The sequence below is a fragment of the Streptomyces sp. NPDC091376 genome (assembly GCF_044757085.1).
Taxonomy (GTDB): Bacteria; Actinomycetota; Actinomycetes; order Streptomycetales; family Streptomycetaceae; genus Streptomyces; species Streptomyces pratisoli.
The window spans coordinates 383,691-402,776 of record NZ_JBIVUF010000002.1 but is presented as its reverse complement, the minus strand read 5'-3'; the positions used below and the strand labels follow the sequence as shown (position 1 = coordinate 402,776).

The following is a 19,086-nucleotide window of genomic DNA, read 5'->3' as shown; positions in this document are numbered from 1 at the left end:
CCCCGGCGTGATCGGCTGGGGTCCGTGCCGCCGACATGGACGACCCTCCTGCCCCGGCCAGCGCAGCGCCTCGCCGCCTGGTGCCTCGTCGCGCTGCTGGTGGCCGGGGTCGGCGCCGTCGGCATCTGGCTGATCAACGTCCTCAGGACGGCCGTCGTCCCCGTGCTCCTGGCGCTGCTCGGCACCGCCCTTCTCGGCCCGCTGCACCGGCGGCTCGTCAGGATGAAGGTGCAGCGCTCCCTCGCCGCCGGGCTGACCTGCGCCGCGGTGGTCGCCGTCGTCGGCGGGGCCGGGTACATCGTGGTCAACGCGCTGATCGAGAGCGGGGACCAGATCATCACCTCGGTGAAGCGGGCCGCGGTGGACCTCGCGAAGCACTTCGGCGCCGTCGGGACCTCGCTGGACGACCTGGCGACCAACTCCAAGGAACTGCTGAGCAAGTTCGGCGGGACGGCCGCGTCAGGGGTGATCTCCGGGCTCGGCCTGGTCGCCGAAGGGGTCGCGATCGCCGTGCTCGCCCTGCTGCTGATCTTCTTCTTCCTCCGGGACTCCGACCGCGCGGTGGGCACCCTGCGCGCCCTCGTGCCACGCTCCACGGGCGACATGGCGGAGGCGATGGGCCGCAGGGCCTTCGGAGCCGTCGAGGGCTTCATGCGCGGAACCACGTTCATCGCCCTGATCGACGCCATCTGCATCACCGTCGGACTGCTGATCCTGCGCGTGCCCGGCGCGGTCGGGCTGGGCGCGCTCGTCTTCGTCTTCGCCTACATCCCGTATCTGGGGGCGTTCATCTCGGGCGCGCTCGCCGTGCTCGTGGCGCTCGCCGACCGGGGGTTCGTGATCGCGCTGTGGGCGCTCGGCGTCGTCCTCGCCGTACAGGTTCTGGAGGGGCACGTCCTGCAGCCGATGATCCAGAGCCGCACCGTCCAGATGCACCCGGCGGTCGTGATGCTCACGATCACCGCGGGTGCGGGCATCGCCGGAATCCTCGGGATGCTGCTGGCCGTGCCGCTGACCGCCGCCGCGTTCGGGGTGATCGGCGAGCTGCGGAAGCGTTACGAACCCGTCGGCGACCCCACCGAAGGTCCGGGCGGCGCCGGCTCGGCCGGGCCCTGGGCGAGTCCGCCCGGTTCGTAGAGCTCGAACCAGATCGATTTGCCCTCGCCCCTCGGGTCCACGCCCCACAGGTCCGCGAGCATCTCCATCAGCACCAGCCCGCGCCCGGACGACGCCATCTCGCCGGGACTGCGCCGGTGCGGCAGCTCGTCGCTGGTGTCCGAGACCTCCACCCGCAGCCGGCGGCCGCCGTGCTCGCCCGCCGCCTCCGCCACCATCAGCGCGTCGCCGTCGGTGTGCACGAGCACGTTGGTGACCATCTCGGAGACCATCAGCACCGCCGAATCGATCTGCTCCCCGTCCGCCCAGTCGTGCAGCAGATCGCGCAGCTGCTGCCGGGCGATCGCGATCCGCTCCGGCTCGGCCTGGGCGACGGTGAGGACCGTACGGCGCGGGGCCCGGCGGGCCGGCCTGCCGTGCCGGGAGAGCAGGACGACGGCGATGTCGTCCTCACGCCGGTCCGCGAGCGGCCCCGTCGTGTAGTGCGATGCGGGACCGTGCACGGCCTGCACCAGGGCGTCGGCGAGCTTCTCCAGCGTGTCGCCGTCGGCCTGGTGCTCCTCCAGCACGGCACGGATGCGCTCCCAGCCGCTGTCCAGGTCGTGGCCGCCGGTCTCCAGCAGCCCGTCCGTGCAGATCATGATCGTCTCGCCGGGTTCCAGCACGATCCGGGTGGTCGGATAGTCGGTGTCCGGATCGATCCCGAGCGGCAGTCCGCCGGCCGTCGGCCGCATGATCACCGTGCCGTCGGCCAGTCTGATCGCGGGGTCGGGATGCCCGGCCCGTGCGATCTCCAGCGTGCCGGTCGCCGGATCGCACTCCAGATACAGACAGGTCGCGAAGCGCGGAGCGCTGTACGTGCCGACATGGTCGCCGTCGTCGAACGCCTCGCTCTCCGTGTAGTCGTGCAGGCCCGTCAGAAAGCGGGAGGCGCGGGCCAGCACGGCGTCGGGGCGGTGCCCCTCGGCGGCGTACGCGCGCAGGGCGGTCCGCAGCTGTCCCATCAGCCCGGCCGCCCGTACGTCATGGCCCTGGACGTCGCCGATGACCAGCGCGAACCGGCCGCCCCCATGGCCCGTGGCGTGGGCGGGGGCCCCGGGCAGCGGGATGATGTCGTACCAGTCGCCGCCGACCTGGAGACCACCGCCGGTCGGCACGTACCGCGCGGCCACCGACATGCCCGGGATGCCGGGCCCCAGCGTCGGCATCATCGAGCGCTGGATGCCGCGCGACAGCTCCCGCTCGCTCTCCGCGACGCCGGCGCGGGCGAGCGCCTGCGCCAGCATCCGCGCCACGGTCGTCAGCACGGACCGCTCGTCGGGGGTGAAGGCGACGGGATGGCTGAAGGCCGCCATCCAGGTGCCCATCGTGCGGCCCGCGACGATCAGCGGGAGGAAGGCCCAGGAGTGCCGGCGGAAGCCCCTGACGAGCGGCCAGATCGTGGGGTACCGGCGCTGGTACTCGTCCGGGGTCGGGATGTACAGGGCCCGGCCGTTGCGGATGACCTCGGCGGCCGGGTACTCGGTGTCCAGCGGCATGTCGGCGAGCGGGCCCGCGTCGGCCGGGTCGTACCCGTGGTGGCCGAGGACCTTCAGTCGGTCCGCCGTGACGCCGAAGACGGCGAGACCGTCGGGGGAGAAGCCCGGCATGGACAGTGAAGCCGCCACCCGCAGCACCTCGGCGGTGGACCGGGCCTCGGCCAGCGCACGGCCCGCGTCCAGCAGGAACGCCTCGCGGGAACGGCGCCAGTCGCCGGTGACGGGGGTGCGGGCGCTCGTACCGGGCTGCGGCTCCGCGACCTCCTGGATCGTGCCGATCAGGTAGTGGCTCTTCCCCTCGACGAGGACCGGCTTGGAGCGGCTGCGTACGGTACGCAGCACATGCCCCTCCTCGTCCACGATCCGCAGCCGGAACTCGGCGAGGGTCCCCTCGGCCACGGCGAGCCCGATGATCCCGTCGACCTCGTTCCAGTCGACCGGGTGGAAACGCGAACGCACGGCGGCCTGGGTGACGGTGCCACCGTCGCGGGGAAGCCCGGACATGCCGAGCAGCCGGGCGGCCTCGGCGTCGAGCGTGACGGTCCCGGATGCGTCGTCCCAGCGCCACAGGCCGGTCGCGATCGCGGCCAGGACGTCCTCGGTGCGCATTTTCCTACTGTATTCGGGTTGCTCCCGGCTTCACCCGCTGGGTCCCGCGGCCGGACCTCGGGCCGCCGGGGGCCCGGAACCCGCGCCGTCATACAGGAAAGGGGATCATGAGCCGGACGGTAACCTGGGTGGGTCTGCCCACATCCCCCATCGCGAAGACTGGATGAACGACGATGCATCGGTACAGGTCCCACACCTGCGGCGAGCTCCGCGCCTCTGACGTCGGCACCGACGTCCGGCTGAGCGGCTGGCTGCACAATCGCCGAGACCTGGGCGGCATCCTCTTCATCGATCTGCGCGACCACTACGGTCTGGTCCAGCTCGTCGCCCGTCCCGGCACCCCGGCCAACGAGGCCCTGAGCCATCTGTCCAAGGAGTCCGTCGTCCGCGTCGACGGCACCGTCTCCGCCCGTGGCGCGGACAACGTCAACCCGGACCTGCCGACCGGCGAGGTCGAGATCGAGGTCACCCAGGTCGAGGTGCTCGGCGCCTCCGCCCAGGTCCCCTTCACGATCAACACGGACGACGGCGTCAACGAGGAGCGGCGCCTGGAGTACCGCTTCCTGGACCTGCGCCGCGAGCGCATGCACCGCAACATCATGCTGCGCACCGCGGTCATCTCCGCGATCCGGCACAAGATGACCGCGCTCGGCTTCAACGAGATGGCCACCCCGATCCTCACCGCGACCTCCCCCGAGGGCGCCCGTGACTTCCTGGTGCCGTCCCGGCTGAACCCCGGCAAGTTCTACGCCCTGCCGCAGGCCCCGCAGCAGTTCAAGCAGCTGCTGATGATCGCCGGCTTCGACCGCTACTTCCAGATCGCGCCCTGCTTCCGCGACGAGGACGCCCGCGCGGACCGCTCGCCCGGCGAGTTCTACCAGCTCGACGTGGAGATGAGCTTCGTCGAGCAGGAGGACGTCTTCCAGCCGATCGAGAAGCTGATGACGGAACTCTTCGAGGAGTTCGGCGGCGGCCGCCACGTCACGTCCCCGTTCCCGCGGATCCCGTTCCGCGAGTCGATGCTGAAGTACGGCAACGACAAGCCCGACCTGCGCGCCCAGCTCGAGCTGGTCGACATCACCGACGTCTTCGAGGGTTCGGAGTTCAAGGCGTTCGCGGGCAAGCACGTCCGCGCCCTGCCGGTGCCGGCCGTCCAGGACCAGCCGCGCAAGTTCTTCGACCAGCTCGGCGAGTACGCGATCGAGCAGGGCGCCAAGGGCCTGGCCTGGGTCCGTGTCGGCGACGACGGCGCGCTGTCCGGCCCGATCGCCAAGTTCCTCACCGAGGAGAACGTCAAGGTCCTCACCGAGCGCCTCGGCCTCAAGGCCGGTCACGCGGTGTTCTTCGGCGCCGGCGAGTTCGAAGAGGTCTCCAAGATCATGGGCGCCGTGCGGGTCGAGGCGGCACGCCGCGCGGGCCACTTCGAGGAGAACGTCTTCCGCTTCTGCTGGATCGTCGACTTCCCGATGTACGAGAAGGACCCGGACACCGGAAAGCTCGACTTCTCGCACAACCCGTTCTCCATGCCGCAGGGCGGCCTGGAGGCCCTGGAGACGCAGGACCCGCTGGACATCCTCGGCTGGCAGTACGACATCGTGTGCAACGGCGTCGAGCTGTCCTCCGGCGCCATCCGGAACCACGAGCCCGACATCATGTTCAAGGCCTTCGAGATCGCGGGCTACGACCGTGAGACCGTCGAGCGCGAGTTCGCCGGCATGCTGCGCGCCTTCCAGTACGGCGCCCCGCCGCACGGCGGCATCGCCCCCGGCGTCGACCGCATCGTGATGCTCCTGGCCGACGAGCCCAACATCCGCGAGACGATCGCCTTCCCGCTGAACCAGAACGCGCAGGACCTGCTGATGGGCGCGCCCGCGGAGGTCGAGGAAGCCCGTCTGAAGGAGCTCCACATCGGCCTGTACAAGGGCCCGGCCAAGCCGACGCCGTACAAGCCCACCAAGTGAGGCGATGAGGTCGGCCCCCGAGGGGCGGCACGGCCGAAAGGCCATGAGGAAGGGCCCGGAACCCGCAGGTTCCGGGCCCTTCCGCGTTGTTTTCCTGCTCCTTCCGAGTCTTTCGCGGCGACGCGCCGACGACGAGCGGCAGCAACGGGAAGCACCAGCACCATGACAGGACAACGCGGAGTGCTCAGCACCCTACTGATCAGAGCAGCGCTGCCCCTGCTGGCCGCCGGACTGCTGCTCGGGGGCTGCGCGAAGCCCTCGTCGCCGCCGCCCCCGGCCGCGGGCCCCAGCCACGCGGCGGGCAACGCCGCCGCCCGGCCAGGACCGCCCGCGGCGCAGCGGGCACATCCCGGCGAGATTCCCGCGCTCGGAACCAGGACCAGGGCGCTCGTTCCCGACGGCACCGACCAGGCCCTCGTCGTGACCGGACGGGCCGCGTACTCCAGCGACTCGACGGCCACGCTGTACGAACGCGATCCCATGCGGGGCTGGCTGCCGGTGGCCGGGCCCTGGAAGGCGCGCAACGCCCTGAAGGGCTGGACCGACGAGCACTGGGCCGGGGACAAGCGCTCCCCGATCGGTGTCTTCGGGCTCACCGACGCGGGCGGCCGGCTGCCCAATCCGGGCACGAAGCTGCCGTACCACCAGTCCGAGGAGTTCCTCGCCACCGGCAGGGGCTTCCGGGGCGAGACGCTCGCGGGCTCCTTCGACTACGTCATCGCGATCAACTACAACCGCGCGTCGGGGCTGTCCCCGCTCGACGAGCAGCGCCCGATGGGCTGGGACCGGGGCGGCGGCGTCTGGGTCCACGTCGACCACGACGGACCCACCCAGGCGTGCGTGTCGCTGGGACCGGAGCACATGCGGGAGCTGCTGCGCCGGCTGGACCCGGCGAAGCGGCCGGTGATCGTGATGGGGGACGGTGAGTCGCTGGCGCGCTGAGACGGCGGAAGGGCCCGGGGAACCGTGCCGGTTCCCCGGGCCCTTCGGACACCGTGCGGCGGTGTCGGGCTCCGTGTGCGGGTGCGTCAGGCCTTCTTGGGGTCCTCCAGGCGCGGGAAGAGCACCGCGCCCTTCGTCACCGTCGAGCCGGCCGGCAGCCCGCCCCAGGCCGCAGCGTCCTGGACGCGCTGGTCCGCGAGGGCGCCGACGGACGCCTCCGCGCCGAGCGAGTCCCACAGCTTCTGCGAGGTGTCCGGCATGACCGGATTCAGCAGGACGGCCACGGCCCGCAGCGACTCGGCCGCCGTGTACAGGATGGTCGCGAGGCGGGCCCTGCCCTGCTCGGAGCCCGCTGCGTCAGCAGCATGATCGAACGCGGTCTTGGCGACCTTCCACGGCTCCTGCTCCGTGATGTAGCCGTTGACCTGCTTGACGAAGTCGAAGATCGCCAGGATGCCGCCCTGGAAGTCCAGCTCCTCGCCGATCTTCCGGTCGGCCTCGGCCACGGCCTTCGCCAGGCCCTCGTGGATCTTCTTCTCGGCGTCGCCGTTCGCCGTCGCCTCGGGCAGCGCCCCGTCGAAGTACTTGCCGACCATCGCGGCGACCCGGGACGCCAGGTTGCCGTAGTCGTTGGCGAGTTCGCTCGTGTAGCGGGCGGTGAAGTCCTCCCAGGAGAACGAACCGTCCTGGCCGAACGCGATCGCGCGCAGGAAGTACCAGCGGTACGCGTCCACGCCGAAGTGGGAGGTCAGGTCCTGCGGCTTGATACCCGTCAGGTTCGACTTCGACATCTTCTCGCCGCCGACCATCAGCCAGCCGTTGGCGGCGATCTTCCCCGGCACCGGCAGGCCTTGCGCCATCAGCATCGCCGGCCAGATGATCGCGTGGAAGCGGAGGATGTCCTTGCCGACGAGGTGCACGTCCGCCGGGAAGGTGTCCTCGAACTTCGCCGGGTTCTCGTTGTAGCCGACCGCCGTCGCGTAGTTCAGCAGGGCGTCGACCCACACGTAGATGACGTGCTTCTCGTCCCACGGGATCGGGATGCCCCAGTCGAACGTCGACCGCGAGATCGACAGGTCCTGCAGGCCCTGCTTCACGAAGTTCACGACCTCGTTGCGGGCGGACTCGGGCTGGATGAAGCCGGGGTTCGACGCGTAGAACTCGAGCAGCTTCGGACCGTACTCGCTCAGCTTGAAGAAGTAGTTCTCCTCCTTGAGGATCTCCACCGGCTTCTTGTGCACGGGGCACAGCTTCTGCCCGGCGTAGTCACCCTCGCCGTCCAGCAGCTCGCCGGGGAGCTTGTACTCCTCGCAGCCCACGCAGTACGGGCCTTCGTACCCGCCCTTGTAGATCTCGCCCTTGTCGTACAGGTCCTGCACGAACTCCTGGACGCGGTCGGTGTGCCGGCGCTCCGTCGTGCGGATGAAGTCGTCGTTCGCGATCTCCAGGTGCTCCCAGAGGGGCTTCCAGGCCTCCTCCACGAGCTTGTCGCACCACTCCTGCGGGCTGACGCCGTTCGCCTCCGCGGTGCGCATGATCTTCTGACCGTGCTCGTCCGTGCCGGTGAGGTACCACACCTTCTCGCCGCGCTGACGGTGCCAGCGCGTGAGCACGTCGCCTGCGACGGTCGTGTAGGCGTGGCCCAGGTGAGGAGCGTCGTTGACGTAGTAGATGGGGGTCGACACGTAAAAGGCCTTCACGCCTTCGCTCGCCCCCTGCTTCTCGGATCCAGTGGCCGCCATGGTCGAAATCCTAACGGCCGCCGGAAGATCGACTCACACGCATGAACCGGGGCCACCGGATCGGGGCATCCGGCGGAGACGCTGCGGAAACATCGCGTCCGGTAGGAAGAGGGCATGAGGGTACTGGTCGCGGAGGACGAGGAAGTGCTGGCGGAGCTGGTCGCCACCGGGCTGCGGCGGGCCGGTTTCGCCGTCGACACGGTGCACAGCGGCGACGCGGCCCTCGCGTACCTCGGGCTGCACGACTACGACGTCGTCGTCCTCGACCGCGATCTGCCGCGGATGCACGGGGACGACGTCGCGCGCGAGCTGATCGCCTCGGCCTCGCGCACGCGCATCCTGATGCTGACGGCGGCCGCGTCGATGGAGGACCGGGTGGAGGGGCTCGACCTGGGCGCCGACGACTACCTCACCAAGCCGTTCGAGTTCCCCGAGCTGGTCTCGCGCGTACGGGCGCTGCGGCGCCGCACGGCCCGGCCCCCGTTGCCGCCGCTGCTGGAGCGGTGCGGGATACGGCTCGACACGGTGCGGCGGACGGCGGAGCGGGACGGCCGGGACCTGGAGCTCTCCCCGAAGGAGTTCTCGGTCCTGCAGATCCTGCTGGAGGCGGACGGGGCGACGGTGTCGGCGGAGGAACTGCTGGAGCGGGCGTGGGACGCGCACGCCGATCCGTTCACGGGAGCGGTACGGGTGTGCATGAGCAAGCTGCGCGGGAAGCTCGGGGAACCGCCGCTGATCCGTACCGTGCAGGGCGTGGGGTACGTGCTGTGAGCCGCTCGTCCGGGACCGGTGCGCTCGGTCCGAGTCCGCTGGGGCCGGGTCCGCTGGGGCCCGGCTCCACCATCCGTACCCGCGTCGCGCTCGTGTTCGGCGGGGTCTTCCTGGTCCTCGGGGCCTGTCTGCTCGGCATCGTGAACCTGCTGTCGCGGGCCGGCACGCGTGGCGAGGCGGCGGCGATCGCCCTGCGCGAGACGACCCTCCTGGAGCCGGGCACCGTCCACCAGCTGACCGAGACCGTGTCGGACGCGGCCTCGGAGCAGGTGCTGATCTGGTCGGCGTTCGCGCTGCTGGGGACGGCGGTGTGCGCGGTGGTCGTGGGGTGGTGGACGGCGGGCCGGGTGCTGCGTCCGGTGCACGAGATGACCGCGAAGGCGCGACGGCTCTCGGAGCACACGCTGGACCGGAGGATCGCCGTGCGCGGCCCGGACGACGAGCTGAAGGAGCTCGGCGACACGATCGACGCGCTGCTGGCACGGCTGGAGAAGGCGTTCGACAGCCAGCGGCGGTTCATCGCGAACGCGTCCCACGAGCTGCGGACGCCGCTGGCGACGCAGCGGGCGGCGATCCAGGTGGGCCTGGACGACTCAGGCGTGAAGCAGGTGCTGCTCGACACCAACCGCCGCAGTGAGCGGCTGATCGACGGTCTGTTGCTGCTGGCGCGCAGCGAGCGGGGGCTGGAGGAGAGGGAGGACGTCGACCTCGGGGAGGTCGTCGAGGAGGAGTGCGAGCGGTACGGGGTCTTCGCGGAGGTCTCGCGATCCGGCGTGGTCCGGGGGAACCGGCTGCTGCTGGGGCAGTTGGTGCGGAACCTGGTGGCGAACGCCGTGACGTACAACGTGCCGGACGGGGTGGTGGAGGTGTCCGTGGACGTCTCGGCCGGCGGTGGGCTGCTGACCGTCACGAACACCGGGCCCGTGGTGGCCGCCTCGGACGTCCCCGGGCTCTTCGAGCCGTTCCGGCGCGGGAAGGGGCGGGACCGGATGGGGCCGGGGGCCGGGCTCGGCCTCTCCATCGTGCGGTCGATAGCCGTGGCGCACGGGGGGACGGTGGAGGCGGAGCCGAGGTCGGTGACGGAGCGGCCGAAGCCGGGGACGGGGCCGAAGCCGGGGCCGGAGGGCGGGCTGGTGGTGCGGGTGTTGCTGCCGGTGCCCTCCGGCCGGGCTTCGTCGTCCTAGCTGTCGCGATCGGCCCGCGGTCAGCCGTTGCGGCTGTTCAGCCACTTCGGGAAGGCGCCGAGCAGACCCTCGTACAGCTCCTCGTCGGTGAGCTCACGGGGGTCGGGGCCCGCGTGGAAGAACGCGGCATTGGCCACGCTCTCGTCGGTGTCCAGCTTGCGCAGGAAGTCGAAGCCCTTGGCCTCGTACTCGCCGAACGCCACGAACTGCCAGAAGATCGGCTTCCCGGCCGCGTCCGCGAGGGCCTGCTTGGCCGGTTGCTTGGCGTCGGGCGGGCCGTCCGTCTGGAACACGACGAGGGCGGGCACGTCGTCGCCGGACTTCTCGTAGTGCTCGACGATCTCCTCGACGGCCCGGTGGTAGCTGGTCCGTCCCATGTGGCCGAGCCCCGAGTGCAGCTCGTCCACGTGGCCCTCGTAGCCGGCGAGCGTCAGCTCACCGGTCCCGTCGATGTCCGTCGAGAAGAACACGACCTGCACGGCCGCGGCCTCGTCGAGGTGGGCGGCGAGCGCGAGCGTCTGCTCGCCGAGCTGCTGGGCGCTGCCGTCCTTGTAGTACGGCCGCATCGAACCGGAGCGGTCCAGCACCAGGTACACCCTGGCCCGCGCCCCGAGCCCGTCGGCGGCCTCGAGCGCGGCGCCGGCCGCCTTGTACGCCCCGACGAGCCCGGCGGCTCGGGCCCGCACCCGGGCGAGCGACATCGCGGACTTGCCGGCCGCCGCCGGCTCCGAGGCGTCGGCCACCTCGTCGGTGGCGTCCTCGGCGTCCTCAGCGACGGCGGCGGGTACGGGTACGGGCTCCGCGTCTACGGGTTCAGCCGCGACGACGTCCTCCGCGGTGTCGGCGGCGGGCTCGTCGGCCACGCCCGATGTCTCGTCGGTCTCGGCCTGTGCGGCTACGGGCGCCGCCACCTCGGCCTCGGCCGGTGCCGGCTCTGCCTGCTCGGCGCCAGCCGGGACCTCGGCCGGGACCTCGTCCGGCTCAGCGGCGGCCTTCGGCGTCTCCTCCGCGACGGGCTCGGCGACGGGCTCGGCTGCGTCCTCCGGGGGAGCGGCAGCGGTGGCGGGCTCGGTCTCGGCAGCCTGCGGAGCGGTCTCGACCGCTTCGTCCGCAGCGGCTTCGGTGCTCGTCGGCTCAGCCTCTGCGGCGGCGGGCTCGGGGGCGTCCGTCGCGGCCGGCTCGGGAGCGGTGTCAACCGCCGCTTCAGCGGCCGGGTCGGCCGGCGTCTCCTGCGCGGCCGGGGCCTCCGCGACGGGCTCGGCAGCGACCTCCGGGGGAGCGACAGCGGCGGCGGGCTCGGCCTCGGCGGGCTCAGGGGCGGTGTCAACCGCCGGGTCGGCAGGCTGCTCCTCGGCGACGGGCTCGGCTGCGTCCTCCGGGGGAGCGGCAGCGGTGGCGGGCTCGGTCTCGGCAGCCTCGGGAGCGGTCTCGACCCCTTCGTCCGCAACGGCTTCGGTGCTCGTCGGCTCCGCCTCTACGGCGGCGACCTCGGCCTCGGCGGGCTCGGGGGCGGTGTCAACCGCCGCTTCAGCGGCCGGGTCGGCCGTCTGCTCCTCCGCGGCAGGAACCGACGCGGACGGTGACGGCGTGCGCGCCGGCGGAATCGTCGGGCGCTGGGGCGGGTTGTCGAAGGCCGCGGCCACCAGATCGGCCGCGTGGTCCTGGGAGGAGGGGGCCTCGGCCTGGGGCGGGACGGAGGTGGCGGAGGCGGGTTTCGTCGTCGTGGCCGGTGAGGACGACTCCGTACGCTCGCGTCCAAACACCTTTCGCAGCAAGCTCCGAATGCCCATGGGCGAGGCCTTTCGCGTGAATTGGGTGCGATCATTGTCCGGCATTGTCCGTTCCAGGTGCGGCAACGCCGCAGCCCCGGCCAGCGCGGACACGTAAGGTTAGCGGCCGCCCGTTGTGTACCGCCGCAACCCCCTCCCGCGTCAAGACCGCCCCGGTCGCTCCGCATTCATTCCGCGTTCACTTCATCGCTGCCGCATTGCACATGTGTGCCCCTACCGTCACGGCCGGAGATATTCCGACACGATGTCGGCGCAGGGTGCGCCGAAGGGGGAGATGGGGACGAAGTGCGCAAACTGCTGCCACTCCTGAGCTCTAACCACGCGGGCGGCCGGTCCGCTCTCACCTGCCGCTACCGGTGTGGTGACGCCTGCTTCCACGAAGTGCCGAACACCAGCGACAACGAGTACGCCGGCGACATCATCGCCGGTGCGCTGTCCCGCCGTTCGATGATGCGCACCGCCGCGGTCGTGACCGTCGCCACCGCCGCCGGCGGCGCCGTCCTCACGCAGAACGCCCCGTCCGCCCAGGCCGCCGCAGTGCCCGCCACCGACGGCATACGCCACGGCGGCCACGGAGGCAGCGGTTCCGCCGACGGCGCCCGCGGTCTGCGCTTCACTCCCGTCGCCCCCAACACCGCCGACCAGGTGACCGTTCCCGTCGGCTACGCCCAGAACGTGGTCATCCGCTGGGGCGAGCCCATCCTCCGTGGCGCGCCCGCCTTCAACGCCGACAAGCAGACCGCCACGGCGCAGGCGGGCCAGTTCGGCTACAACAACGACTTCCTCAGCCTGCTCCCGCTGCGCGAGCACGGCCGTCAGGTCCTCGTGGCCAACCACGAGTACACGGACGAAGTCCTGATGTTCAAGGGCTACGACGCCGCCAACCCGACCCGCGAGCAGGTCGAGATCGCCTGGGCCGCGCACGGGCTGTCCGTCGTCGTCGTCCAGGAGGAGCGCAGGAGCGGCAAGCTCACGCCGGTCAGCCGCCATTACCTCAACCGCCGTCTGACGGCGACGAGCGTGTTCCGGCTCACGGGTCCCGCCGCGGGCAGCGATCTGCTCAAGACGTCCGCCGACCCGACCGGCACCAAGGTCCTCGGCACGCTCAACAACTGCGCCGGCGGCACCACCCCGTGGGGCACCACGCTCCACGGCGAGGAGAACTTCAACCAGTACTTCGCCAACGGCAGCAGCGCCACCGACAAGCGCTACGGCCTCGGCACCAGCGCCACCGAGCGCAAGTGGGAGCGTTTCGACAAGCGCTTCGACGCCGCCCAGGAGCCCAACGAGTCGCACCGCTTCGGCTGGGTCGTCGAGCTCGACCCGTACGACCCGGACTCCACGCCCCGCAAGCGCACCGCGCTGGGCCGCTTCAAGCACGAGGCCGCGCAGCCGCGCCTCACCCGTGACGGCCGTCCGGTCGTCTACATGGGCGACGACGAGCGATTCGACTACTTCTACAAGTTCGTCTCGTCGAAGCGGATGAAGAAGGGCAACAGCCGCGCCGCCCGCGAGCACAACCTCACCCTGCTCGACGAGGGCACGCTGTACGTCGCGAAGCTCACCGGCGACTCCCCCGCCGCCGAGATCGACGGCACCGGCAAGCTCCCGAACGACGGCGAGTTCGACGGCAGCGGCGTGTGGATCCCGCTGGCGACCGGCGATGTCTCGCACGTCGAGGGCATGACCGCCGAGGAGGTGTACGTCTTCACCCGCCTCGCCGGTGACAAGGTCGGCGCCACCAAGATGGACCGTCCCGAGGACGTCGAGCCGAGCCCCCGCACCGGCCGGGTCTACGTCGCGCTGACGAACAACACCGACCGTGGCAAGGCCGGCAAGGCCGGCGCGGACGAGGCCAACCCGCGCAACCTGAACAAGCACGGCCAGATCCTGGAGCTCGCCGAGCACTGGGACGACCCGTCGGCCGACGGCTTCGCCTGGCGGCTGTTCCTGGTCGCCGGTGACCCGGAGGACCCGGCCACCTACTTCGCCGGGTACCCGAAGGAGACGGTCAGCCCCATCTCCTGCCCGGACAACGTGGCCTTCGACCCGCACGGCAACCTGTGGATCTCCACCGACGGTGCCCAGCTGGGCTCCCACGACGGTCTGTTCGGTGTCGCCACGCTGGGCGAGCGCCGCGGTGAGCTGAAGCAGTTCCTCACCGTCCCGAAGGGTGCCGAGACCTGTGGGCCGATCATCCAGGACCGCCGGGTGATCGTGGCCGTGCAGCACCCGGGCGAGATCGACGGCGCGACCGTCGAGAAGCCCGCGTCGGTGTGGCCCGACGGGCCGGGCAGGATCGTTCGCCCGTCGGTCGTCGCCGTCTACCGCAAGGACGGCCGCGACATCGGCGTCTGACTCCGGTGAACCCTGTGGGCCCGGCAGCTCCCGCCGGGCCCACGGGGAGGGGTCCCTTCAGGTACTTCAGGCACTTCGGCGTCGTCTTCCGGCACTTCTGCGTCGCCTCCGACACTTCCGTGCCGGCTTCGGGCACTTCGGCGTCAGCCCTGCTCCGTCGCCGAGCGGAAGCGGACGAACTGCTCGGCCGGGTCTCCCGTGTACGACCACGGCACCCGCGCCGCCCTCGTCCCCAGCATCATGAACAGCCTGCGCGCCACCTCCGTCTCGCCGGCGTAACAGGCCGCGTGCGTCAGATAGTTGAGCTCGGCGACCTCCTCCGGGAGGACCGGGCCGTTCTCCCGCCCGCCGATCCACCGCTCCCAGGTGCGCCGCACCTCGGTCACCGCCAGCTCGTGCTTCCAGTGCTGGCCGAAGTCGCGGACCGGGGCACGGCCCCGGGCGCCCTCCGCGACGTACCGGAACTCCTCGACCCGTGCGATCTGCACGAGCACCGGCAGCGGCGATCCGGGCGGTGCCGCGCCGGCCGCGTCCCGCGCGACGTCGTACATCGAGCCGTGCGTGCCGTGCCAGCGCGCCGACCAGTAGCGCAGCAGCTGCACATGGCCCTCGATGTTGTCCGCGTCGCGGCGCCGCAACTCGTCCCACCAGGTGCGTAGTTGGCGCCGTCCGACGCCGCCCTCGTACAGCCGGGCCACGGTCAGCAGCGACACCCACGGCATCGGGTCGGCCGGTGCCGCCTCGGCCGCGCCGAGGCAGGCCATCACCGCAACGTCGATGCGTCCGCGGTCCATGGCCGACCCGCGGCCCTGCGCGATGGCGTGGTCGAAGACCCGGACCACCTCGGTCGCGGCCCGCAGCACGGCCGCGTCGGGGCTGTCCGGTTCGGCCGCCCGCCAGGCCTCGACCGCCGAGGAACCCGCCGCGGCGTGCGAGAGCTGGCGTACCCGGTGCGTGCGGCGCGGCCAGTCCTGGCCGGTGGTGTGCAGCAGGTCCCGTACGCCTTGCCACCGGCCGATCACGATGTCGTGGCGGGCCTGCGTGAGCGCACGGTCACCCAGGTCCGGATCGAAGTCCGGCTCGAAGCGGCGGCGAGCAGCAGCCATGTCCCTGCCTGCTTTCTGCCTCAGAAGTCCGTGGCCATGGCGTCGCGCGGGCCCGGCGCGGCAGCGGCGTAGGGCACCTCCGCCTCGATCGACCGGGCCGCGTCCAGTTTCGCCGGCCGGTAGTACGTGCTCCCCTGCCGCCAGTACCAGAGCATCGGCACCACACCGACGACCAGCCCGCCGAGGCCGATCGCGATCGAGGCGGTGCTCAGCTCCCCCAGCGACTCGAAGAAGATCCAGAACATGAAGGCCGAGCCGAGCAGCGGCCACGCCCCGCCGAGCAGGAAGTTCTTCACGGACGTCAGCAGCATCCGGCGGTACGCGGCGACCGCGGCGAGGCCGGCGAGCCCGTAGTAGACCGCGATCTGCAGCGAGATCGCGCTGACCGCGTCGGACAGGATGTCGCCGACCGTGCCGAGCGCGGTCGCGGCGACGAACATCACCAGCGCGACCACGCCGACCACGCCGATCGCCACCCAGGGCGTGTTCCAGCGGGGGTGCACCGTGCCGAGCGCAGCGGGCATCGTACGGTCGCGGCCCATCGCGAACAGCGAGCGCGTGACCTGGATCAGCGTGGTCTCCAGGGTGGCGACCGTCGACAGCAGCACCGCGATGATCAGCAGCTTTCCGCCGACGCCCGGCCAGATCGCGTCACCAAGCACACCGAGGACGTTTCCGCTGCCCGCCTTGATCTGCTCCGAGGTCAGGATGACATTGACCGCGATCGTGAACGCCACGAAGAGGAGGAGGACCACGCCCACGCCGACGAGGGCGGCGAGTCCCGCGGTCCTGCGGCTGTTGCGGGTCTCCTCACTGAGGTTGCTCGTGACGTCCCAGCCCCAGTAGTAGAACGCGGCGATCAGCGCACCCGAGGCGAATCCGGACGCCCCGTCGAAGTGGGAGAAGCCCAGCCAGGACCAGTCGAAGGAGACCGCGGAGCCCTTGTGCAGCAGGGCGGCGAGCAGGAAGAGCAGCAGGAGCAGGATCTCGACCCCGGACATGAGCAGCTGGGCCCGTACGGTCAGCCGGGCGCCGCCGAGGACCACCAGCACCATCACCAGGAACCAGCAGGCGCCGACGGCCGTGGCCAGCGCGGTGTTGCCGGCGAGGCCCGGGTCGAAGAGGGCGAGGGTCATCGCGCCGGCCGGAAGCGAGCCGGCCACCATGAAGATCGTCGCCGAGACGACCAGCGCCCAGCCGGAGATGAAGCCCAGGAACGGGTGGAGGGTCCGGCCCACCCAGGAGTAGCTGGCTCCCGCGTTGACGTCGATCCGGCCGAGACGGCTGAAGGCCAGGACGATGCCGAGCATGGGTATCGCGCAGTACAGCAGTGCGGCGGGGGCGGCCAGGCCGACGGCCCCGACCAGGACGGCGGTGGTCGCCGCGAGCGAGTACGCGGGGGCGCTCCCGGCGACCGCCATCACGATGGTGTCGAACGTGCCGAGGACGTTGGGCTGGAGCCCTCTGCCGGAATTGCTGCTCATCGAATGTCCTTGTGTGGCAGGGCATGTGGCGATGGATCAGAGTCGTCGGCCGCGCTGAAGGGGTTGTTCCGCAACGGGAGACGGAAGCGCATCGTAGTCTCCCCCCGTACTCTCGTCGGTATGGCGGATGAAGCAGGGACCCCGGGGGGCACGGAAGGGACCGTACGCGTCGACAGCTGGATCTGGTCCGTGCGGCTCACCAAGACCCGCTCCCAGGCGGCGGCGGCCTGCCGCGCCGGTCATGTCCGGGTGAACGGCGAGCGGGTCAAGCCCGCGCACGCGCTGAAGGCGGGGGACCAGGTGCGGCTCTTCCACGCGGGCCGCGAGCGGATCGTCACCGTCTCCCGCATCATCCGCAAACGGGTCGGCGCCCCGGCGGCGGTCCAGTGCTACGTGGACCACTCGCCGCCGCCTCCGCCGCGCGAGCTCACGGCACCCATGGGCGTCCGCGACCGCGGCACCGGCCGTCCGACGAAGCGCGAGCGCAGGGACATGGACCGCCTCCACGGCCGCGGCGCGTGAGCGCCGCGGGTCGGGGCGGGGGCGAGGCGGTCAGGGCCGGGGTGAGGCGATCGCGCGGGCCGCTGTGACCTCCTGGCGCAGGGGTTCGACGACGCTCTTGTCGTCTCCCTTCAGGTCCGCGCGCACCTCGACGAGCTCCTCGCTGGAGCGGATCCCGTCCGCGAGCGCCCGCAGCTCGCCCACCACCGCCGCGACCTCGGCCGCCGCCGGCGGCGAGGCCCCGTGGTCCACGCGCACCCTCGCCGCGGTCGTCGCGTCCGCGATCCGCTCGACCGCGACGACGAGCGGCCACCACGCGGCCGCCCGCGTCCCCGTCGGGGGCGGCTCGGTCAGCGCCCGCTGGAACTCCGACCGCACCGCCGACAGGTCCCGGTACAGCCGCCGCCGGGATCGCACCCGCTCGACCTGGTCGCCGTCCCGGCCGAAGGCCTGCTCCACATACCGCGCCGCCGCGTCGACGGACTCCGCGAGCCGGTCGCCGATGCGGGTGTGCCAGCTCTCCGGCCAGAGCAGATAGCCCACGATCAGCGCGATCGCGCAGCCGATGAGACTGTCCACCAGACGCGGTCTGATCAGGCCGATGCCCTGGCGGTTCAGCAGGTCGGAGAGCAGCAGGATCACGGGTGTGATCGCCGCGGTCTGGAACGCGTACCCCTTCGCCGTGAACGCCGGGATCAGCGCCGCGAGCACCATCATCACCGGCACGTCCCACCAGCCGCGGGGCACTTCCGCCAGCACGGCCGCCGCCACCACCAGCCCTGCCGCCGTGCCCAGCCCGCGTGCCACGGCCCGGGAGAAGACCGACCCGAAGTCCGGTTTGAGGACGAAGGTGACGGTGAGCGCGATCCAGTAGGAGCGGTCCAGCACGACCAGCGAGACCAGCGCCTGGGCGATGCCGATGCAGAGCGCGAGCCGCAGCCCGTACCGCCACGACGCGTCGGAGAGCAGCACGCTGCGGGCCGTGCGGCGGATCCGGATGCGCAGCGCGGCGGGGCGGCCGAGGCGGTCGTCCACGTTGTACGGATCGGGGTCGGACTCGTGGACGACGGTCGCCGCGTGCCGCAGGGCGTCGTCGACGGCACGTTCGGTCGGGGTGGTGGGCCGCGGCAGGTCCGGGCAGGGCAGGTCGGTCCGGGCCTGCTCGACCGCGTCCGCCAGTGCCCGCACCACCGCGGGGATCGCCTCGGGCAGGGGACGGCCGCGCTGATGGGCGGCCGGGGCGGCCTCGACGACCGGGATGAGGGCGTTGAGCTGGGCCAGCAGCCGTACGAGGGTCGGATTGCGGCCGTGGTCGCGCGCGCGACGGGCGAGAACGAGGTCGTAGGAGGTGTTGAGGGACTGGGTGACGTCCTGGCGGCGTTCGTCGTACGTGTCGCTGCCGGCCGCGGCCAGCAGATCCGCGACCGCCCGGTAGGTGCCGGCGACCGCCGCCCGCTCGGGCACCCCGCTGCGCAGCGGCCAGCCGAGGAGGGCGAGGGCGAGGACGACCATGCCGCCGAGGCCGAGCAGCAGTGGGGCCTTCCACCAGGGGCTGGGCAGCGGCAGGCCCGCCCCGACCACCGCGTTGAGCAGGAGCAGCAGTCCGGACACGGAGGCGAGCGCGCCGATCGACGAGATCATGCCGGAGACGAGCGCGACGAGGGTGAGCACGCCGACCGCGAGCCACCCCTCGCCGTACACGAGCGTGCCGAGCGTGACGCCGACGGCCCCGAAGAGCTGCGGTACGGCGATGTTGAAGATCCGCATCCGGTAGGCGTCGGCGGTGTCGCCGATGACCCCGGACAGTGCGCCCATCGACACGAGCGCCCCGTACGCGGGCCGGTCCATGGCGAAGCCCACGGCCAGCGGTGCGGACATCGCGACGCAGGCGCGGGCGACGGCGGCCCAGTTGACCGGCGTGGTCCGCGGGCGCAGCCCGGACACCAGCCAGGGCGGTGGAGCCAGCCGTGATCGATCCCTCATG

General features: G+C 71.8%; 13 protein-coding genes. 7 read left to right on the top strand and 6 right to left on the bottom strand.

What is annotated here, in order from left to right:
- The first annotated feature begins 24 nt into the window (after positions 1-24).
- The gene (locus tag ACIQMR_RS06140; protein WP_401383463.1) at positions 25-1,137 is read left to right on the top strand and encodes an AI-2E family transporter; all 1,113 of its coding nucleotides are present in this window, start codon (positions 25-27) and stop codon (positions 1,135-1,137) included.
- Here ACIQMR_RS06140 and ACIQMR_RS06135 read toward each other — a convergent pair.
- Positions 1,056-3,263 carry a SpoIIE family protein phosphatase gene (locus tag ACIQMR_RS06135; RefSeq protein ID WP_401383461.1) on the bottom strand — a complete coding sequence of 736 codons (2,208 nt, stop codon included), beginning with the start codon at positions 3,261-3,263 and terminating at the stop codon, positions 1,056-1,058. The genes ACIQMR_RS06140 and ACIQMR_RS06135 overlap by 82 nt on opposite strands.
- 173 nt (positions 3,264-3,436) lie before the next feature.
- On the opposite strand from ACIQMR_RS06135, the gene aspS reads away from it, so the two are divergent.
- On the top strand, positions 3,437-5,224 hold the full coding sequence (gene aspS / locus ACIQMR_RS06130) for an aspartate--tRNA ligase (RefSeq protein ID WP_401383458.1): 1,788 nt from the start codon (positions 3,437-3,439) through the stop codon (positions 5,222-5,224).
- Between the two features lie 180 nt (positions 5,225-5,404).
- Positions 5,405-6,166, top strand: a complete 762-nt coding sequence (locus ACIQMR_RS06125; protein ID WP_401383457.1) for a hypothetical protein — start codon at positions 5,405-5,407, stop codon at positions 6,164-6,166.
- Positions 6,167-6,252: 86 nt separating this feature from the next.
- On the opposite strand, the gene metG is transcribed toward ACIQMR_RS06125, so the two are convergent.
- Positions 6,253-7,908 carry a methionine--tRNA ligase gene (gene metG, locus ACIQMR_RS06120; protein ID WP_401383454.1) on the bottom strand — a complete coding sequence of 552 codons (1,656 nt, stop codon included), beginning with the start codon at positions 7,906-7,908 and terminating at the stop codon, positions 6,253-6,255.
- 114 nt (positions 7,909-8,022) lie between these two features.
- Here metG and ACIQMR_RS06115 point away from each other — a divergent pair, with 114 nt between their 5' ends.
- The gene (locus tag ACIQMR_RS06115) at positions 8,023-8,679 is read left to right on the top strand and encodes a response regulator transcription factor (protein WP_401383451.1); all 657 of its coding nucleotides are present in this window, start codon (positions 8,023-8,025) and stop codon (positions 8,677-8,679) included.
- 38 nt (positions 8,680-8,717) lie between these two features.
- On the top strand, positions 8,718-9,863 hold the full coding sequence (locus tag ACIQMR_RS06110; RefSeq protein ID WP_401384085.1) for a sensor histidine kinase: 1,146 nt from the start codon (positions 8,718-8,720) through the stop codon (positions 9,861-9,863).
- Between the two features lie 20 nt (positions 9,864-9,883).
- Here the strand turns inward: ACIQMR_RS06110 and ACIQMR_RS06105 are convergent, their stop codons facing one another.
- Positions 9,884-11,626: a VWA domain-containing protein gene (locus ACIQMR_RS06105; protein WP_401383449.1), complete on the bottom strand. Its 1,743-nt coding sequence runs from the start codon at positions 11,624-11,626 to the stop codon at positions 9,884-9,886.
- A 312-nt stretch (positions 11,627-11,938) separates the two neighbouring features.
- Here ACIQMR_RS06105 and ACIQMR_RS06100 point away from each other — a divergent pair, with 312 nt between their 5' ends.
- Positions 11,939-14,011, top strand: coding sequence for a PhoX family protein (locus tag ACIQMR_RS06100; protein WP_401383447.1), 2,073 nt, complete (start codon positions 11,939-11,941; stop codon positions 14,009-14,011).
- Between the two features lie 143 nt (positions 14,012-14,154).
- Here the strand turns inward: ACIQMR_RS06100 and ACIQMR_RS06095 are convergent, their stop codons facing one another.
- A complete protein-coding gene (locus ACIQMR_RS06095; protein ID WP_401383445.1) occupies positions 14,155-15,117 on the bottom strand; it encodes a hypothetical protein in 963 nt (320 codons plus the stop codon).
- A gap of 20 nt (positions 15,118-15,137) precedes the next feature.
- Positions 15,138-16,601: an APC family permease gene (locus tag ACIQMR_RS06090; protein WP_401383443.1), complete on the bottom strand. Its 1,464-nt coding sequence runs from the start codon at positions 16,599-16,601 to the stop codon at positions 15,138-15,140.
- 120 nt (positions 16,602-16,721) lie between these two features.
- Here ACIQMR_RS06090 and ACIQMR_RS06085 point away from each other — a divergent pair, with 120 nt between their 5' ends.
- Positions 16,722-17,123 carry an RNA-binding S4 domain-containing protein gene (locus ACIQMR_RS06085; RefSeq protein WP_401383440.1) on the top strand — a complete coding sequence of 134 codons (402 nt, stop codon included), beginning with the start codon at positions 16,722-16,724 and terminating at the stop codon, positions 17,121-17,123.
- Positions 17,124-17,153: 30 nt separating this feature from the next.
- Here the strand turns inward: ACIQMR_RS06085 and ACIQMR_RS06080 are convergent, their stop codons facing one another.
- Entirely contained in the window at positions 17,154-19,085 is a 1,932-nt protein-coding gene (locus ACIQMR_RS06080; protein WP_401383438.1) for an FUSC family protein, read from the bottom strand.
- Position 19,086: the final 1 nt, after the last annotated feature.

Bases quoted from the DNA above. Each gene is read 5' to 3' on its own strand.
- ACIQMR_RS06095 (WP_401383445.1), bottom strand. From the start codon at position 15,117: ATGGCTGCTGCTCGCCGCCGCTTCGAGCCGGACTTCGATCCGGACCTG.
- metG (WP_401383454.1), bottom strand. From the start codon at position 7,908: ATGGCGGCCACTGGATCCGAGAAGCAGGGGGCGAGCGAAGGCGTGAAG.
- ACIQMR_RS06080 (WP_401383438.1), bottom strand. From the start codon at position 19,085: ATGAGGGATCGATCACGGCTGGCTCCACCGCCCTGGCTGGTGTCCGGG.
- ACIQMR_RS06085 (WP_401383440.1), top strand. From the start codon at position 16,722: ATGGCGGATGAAGCAGGGACCCCGGGGGGCACGGAAGGGACCGTACGC.
- ACIQMR_RS06135 (WP_401383461.1), bottom strand. From the start codon at position 3,263: ATGCGCACCGAGGACGTCCTGGCCGCGATCGCGACCGGCCTGTGGCGC.
- aspS (WP_401383458.1), top strand. From the start codon at position 3,437: ATGCATCGGTACAGGTCCCACACCTGCGGCGAGCTCCGCGCCTCTGAC.
- ACIQMR_RS06115 (WP_401383451.1), top strand. From the start codon at position 8,023: ATGAGGGTACTGGTCGCGGAGGACGAGGAAGTGCTGGCGGAGCTGGTC.
- ACIQMR_RS06090 (WP_401383443.1), bottom strand. From the start codon at position 16,601: ATGAGCAGCAATTCCGGCAGAGGGCTCCAGCCCAACGTCCTCGGCACG.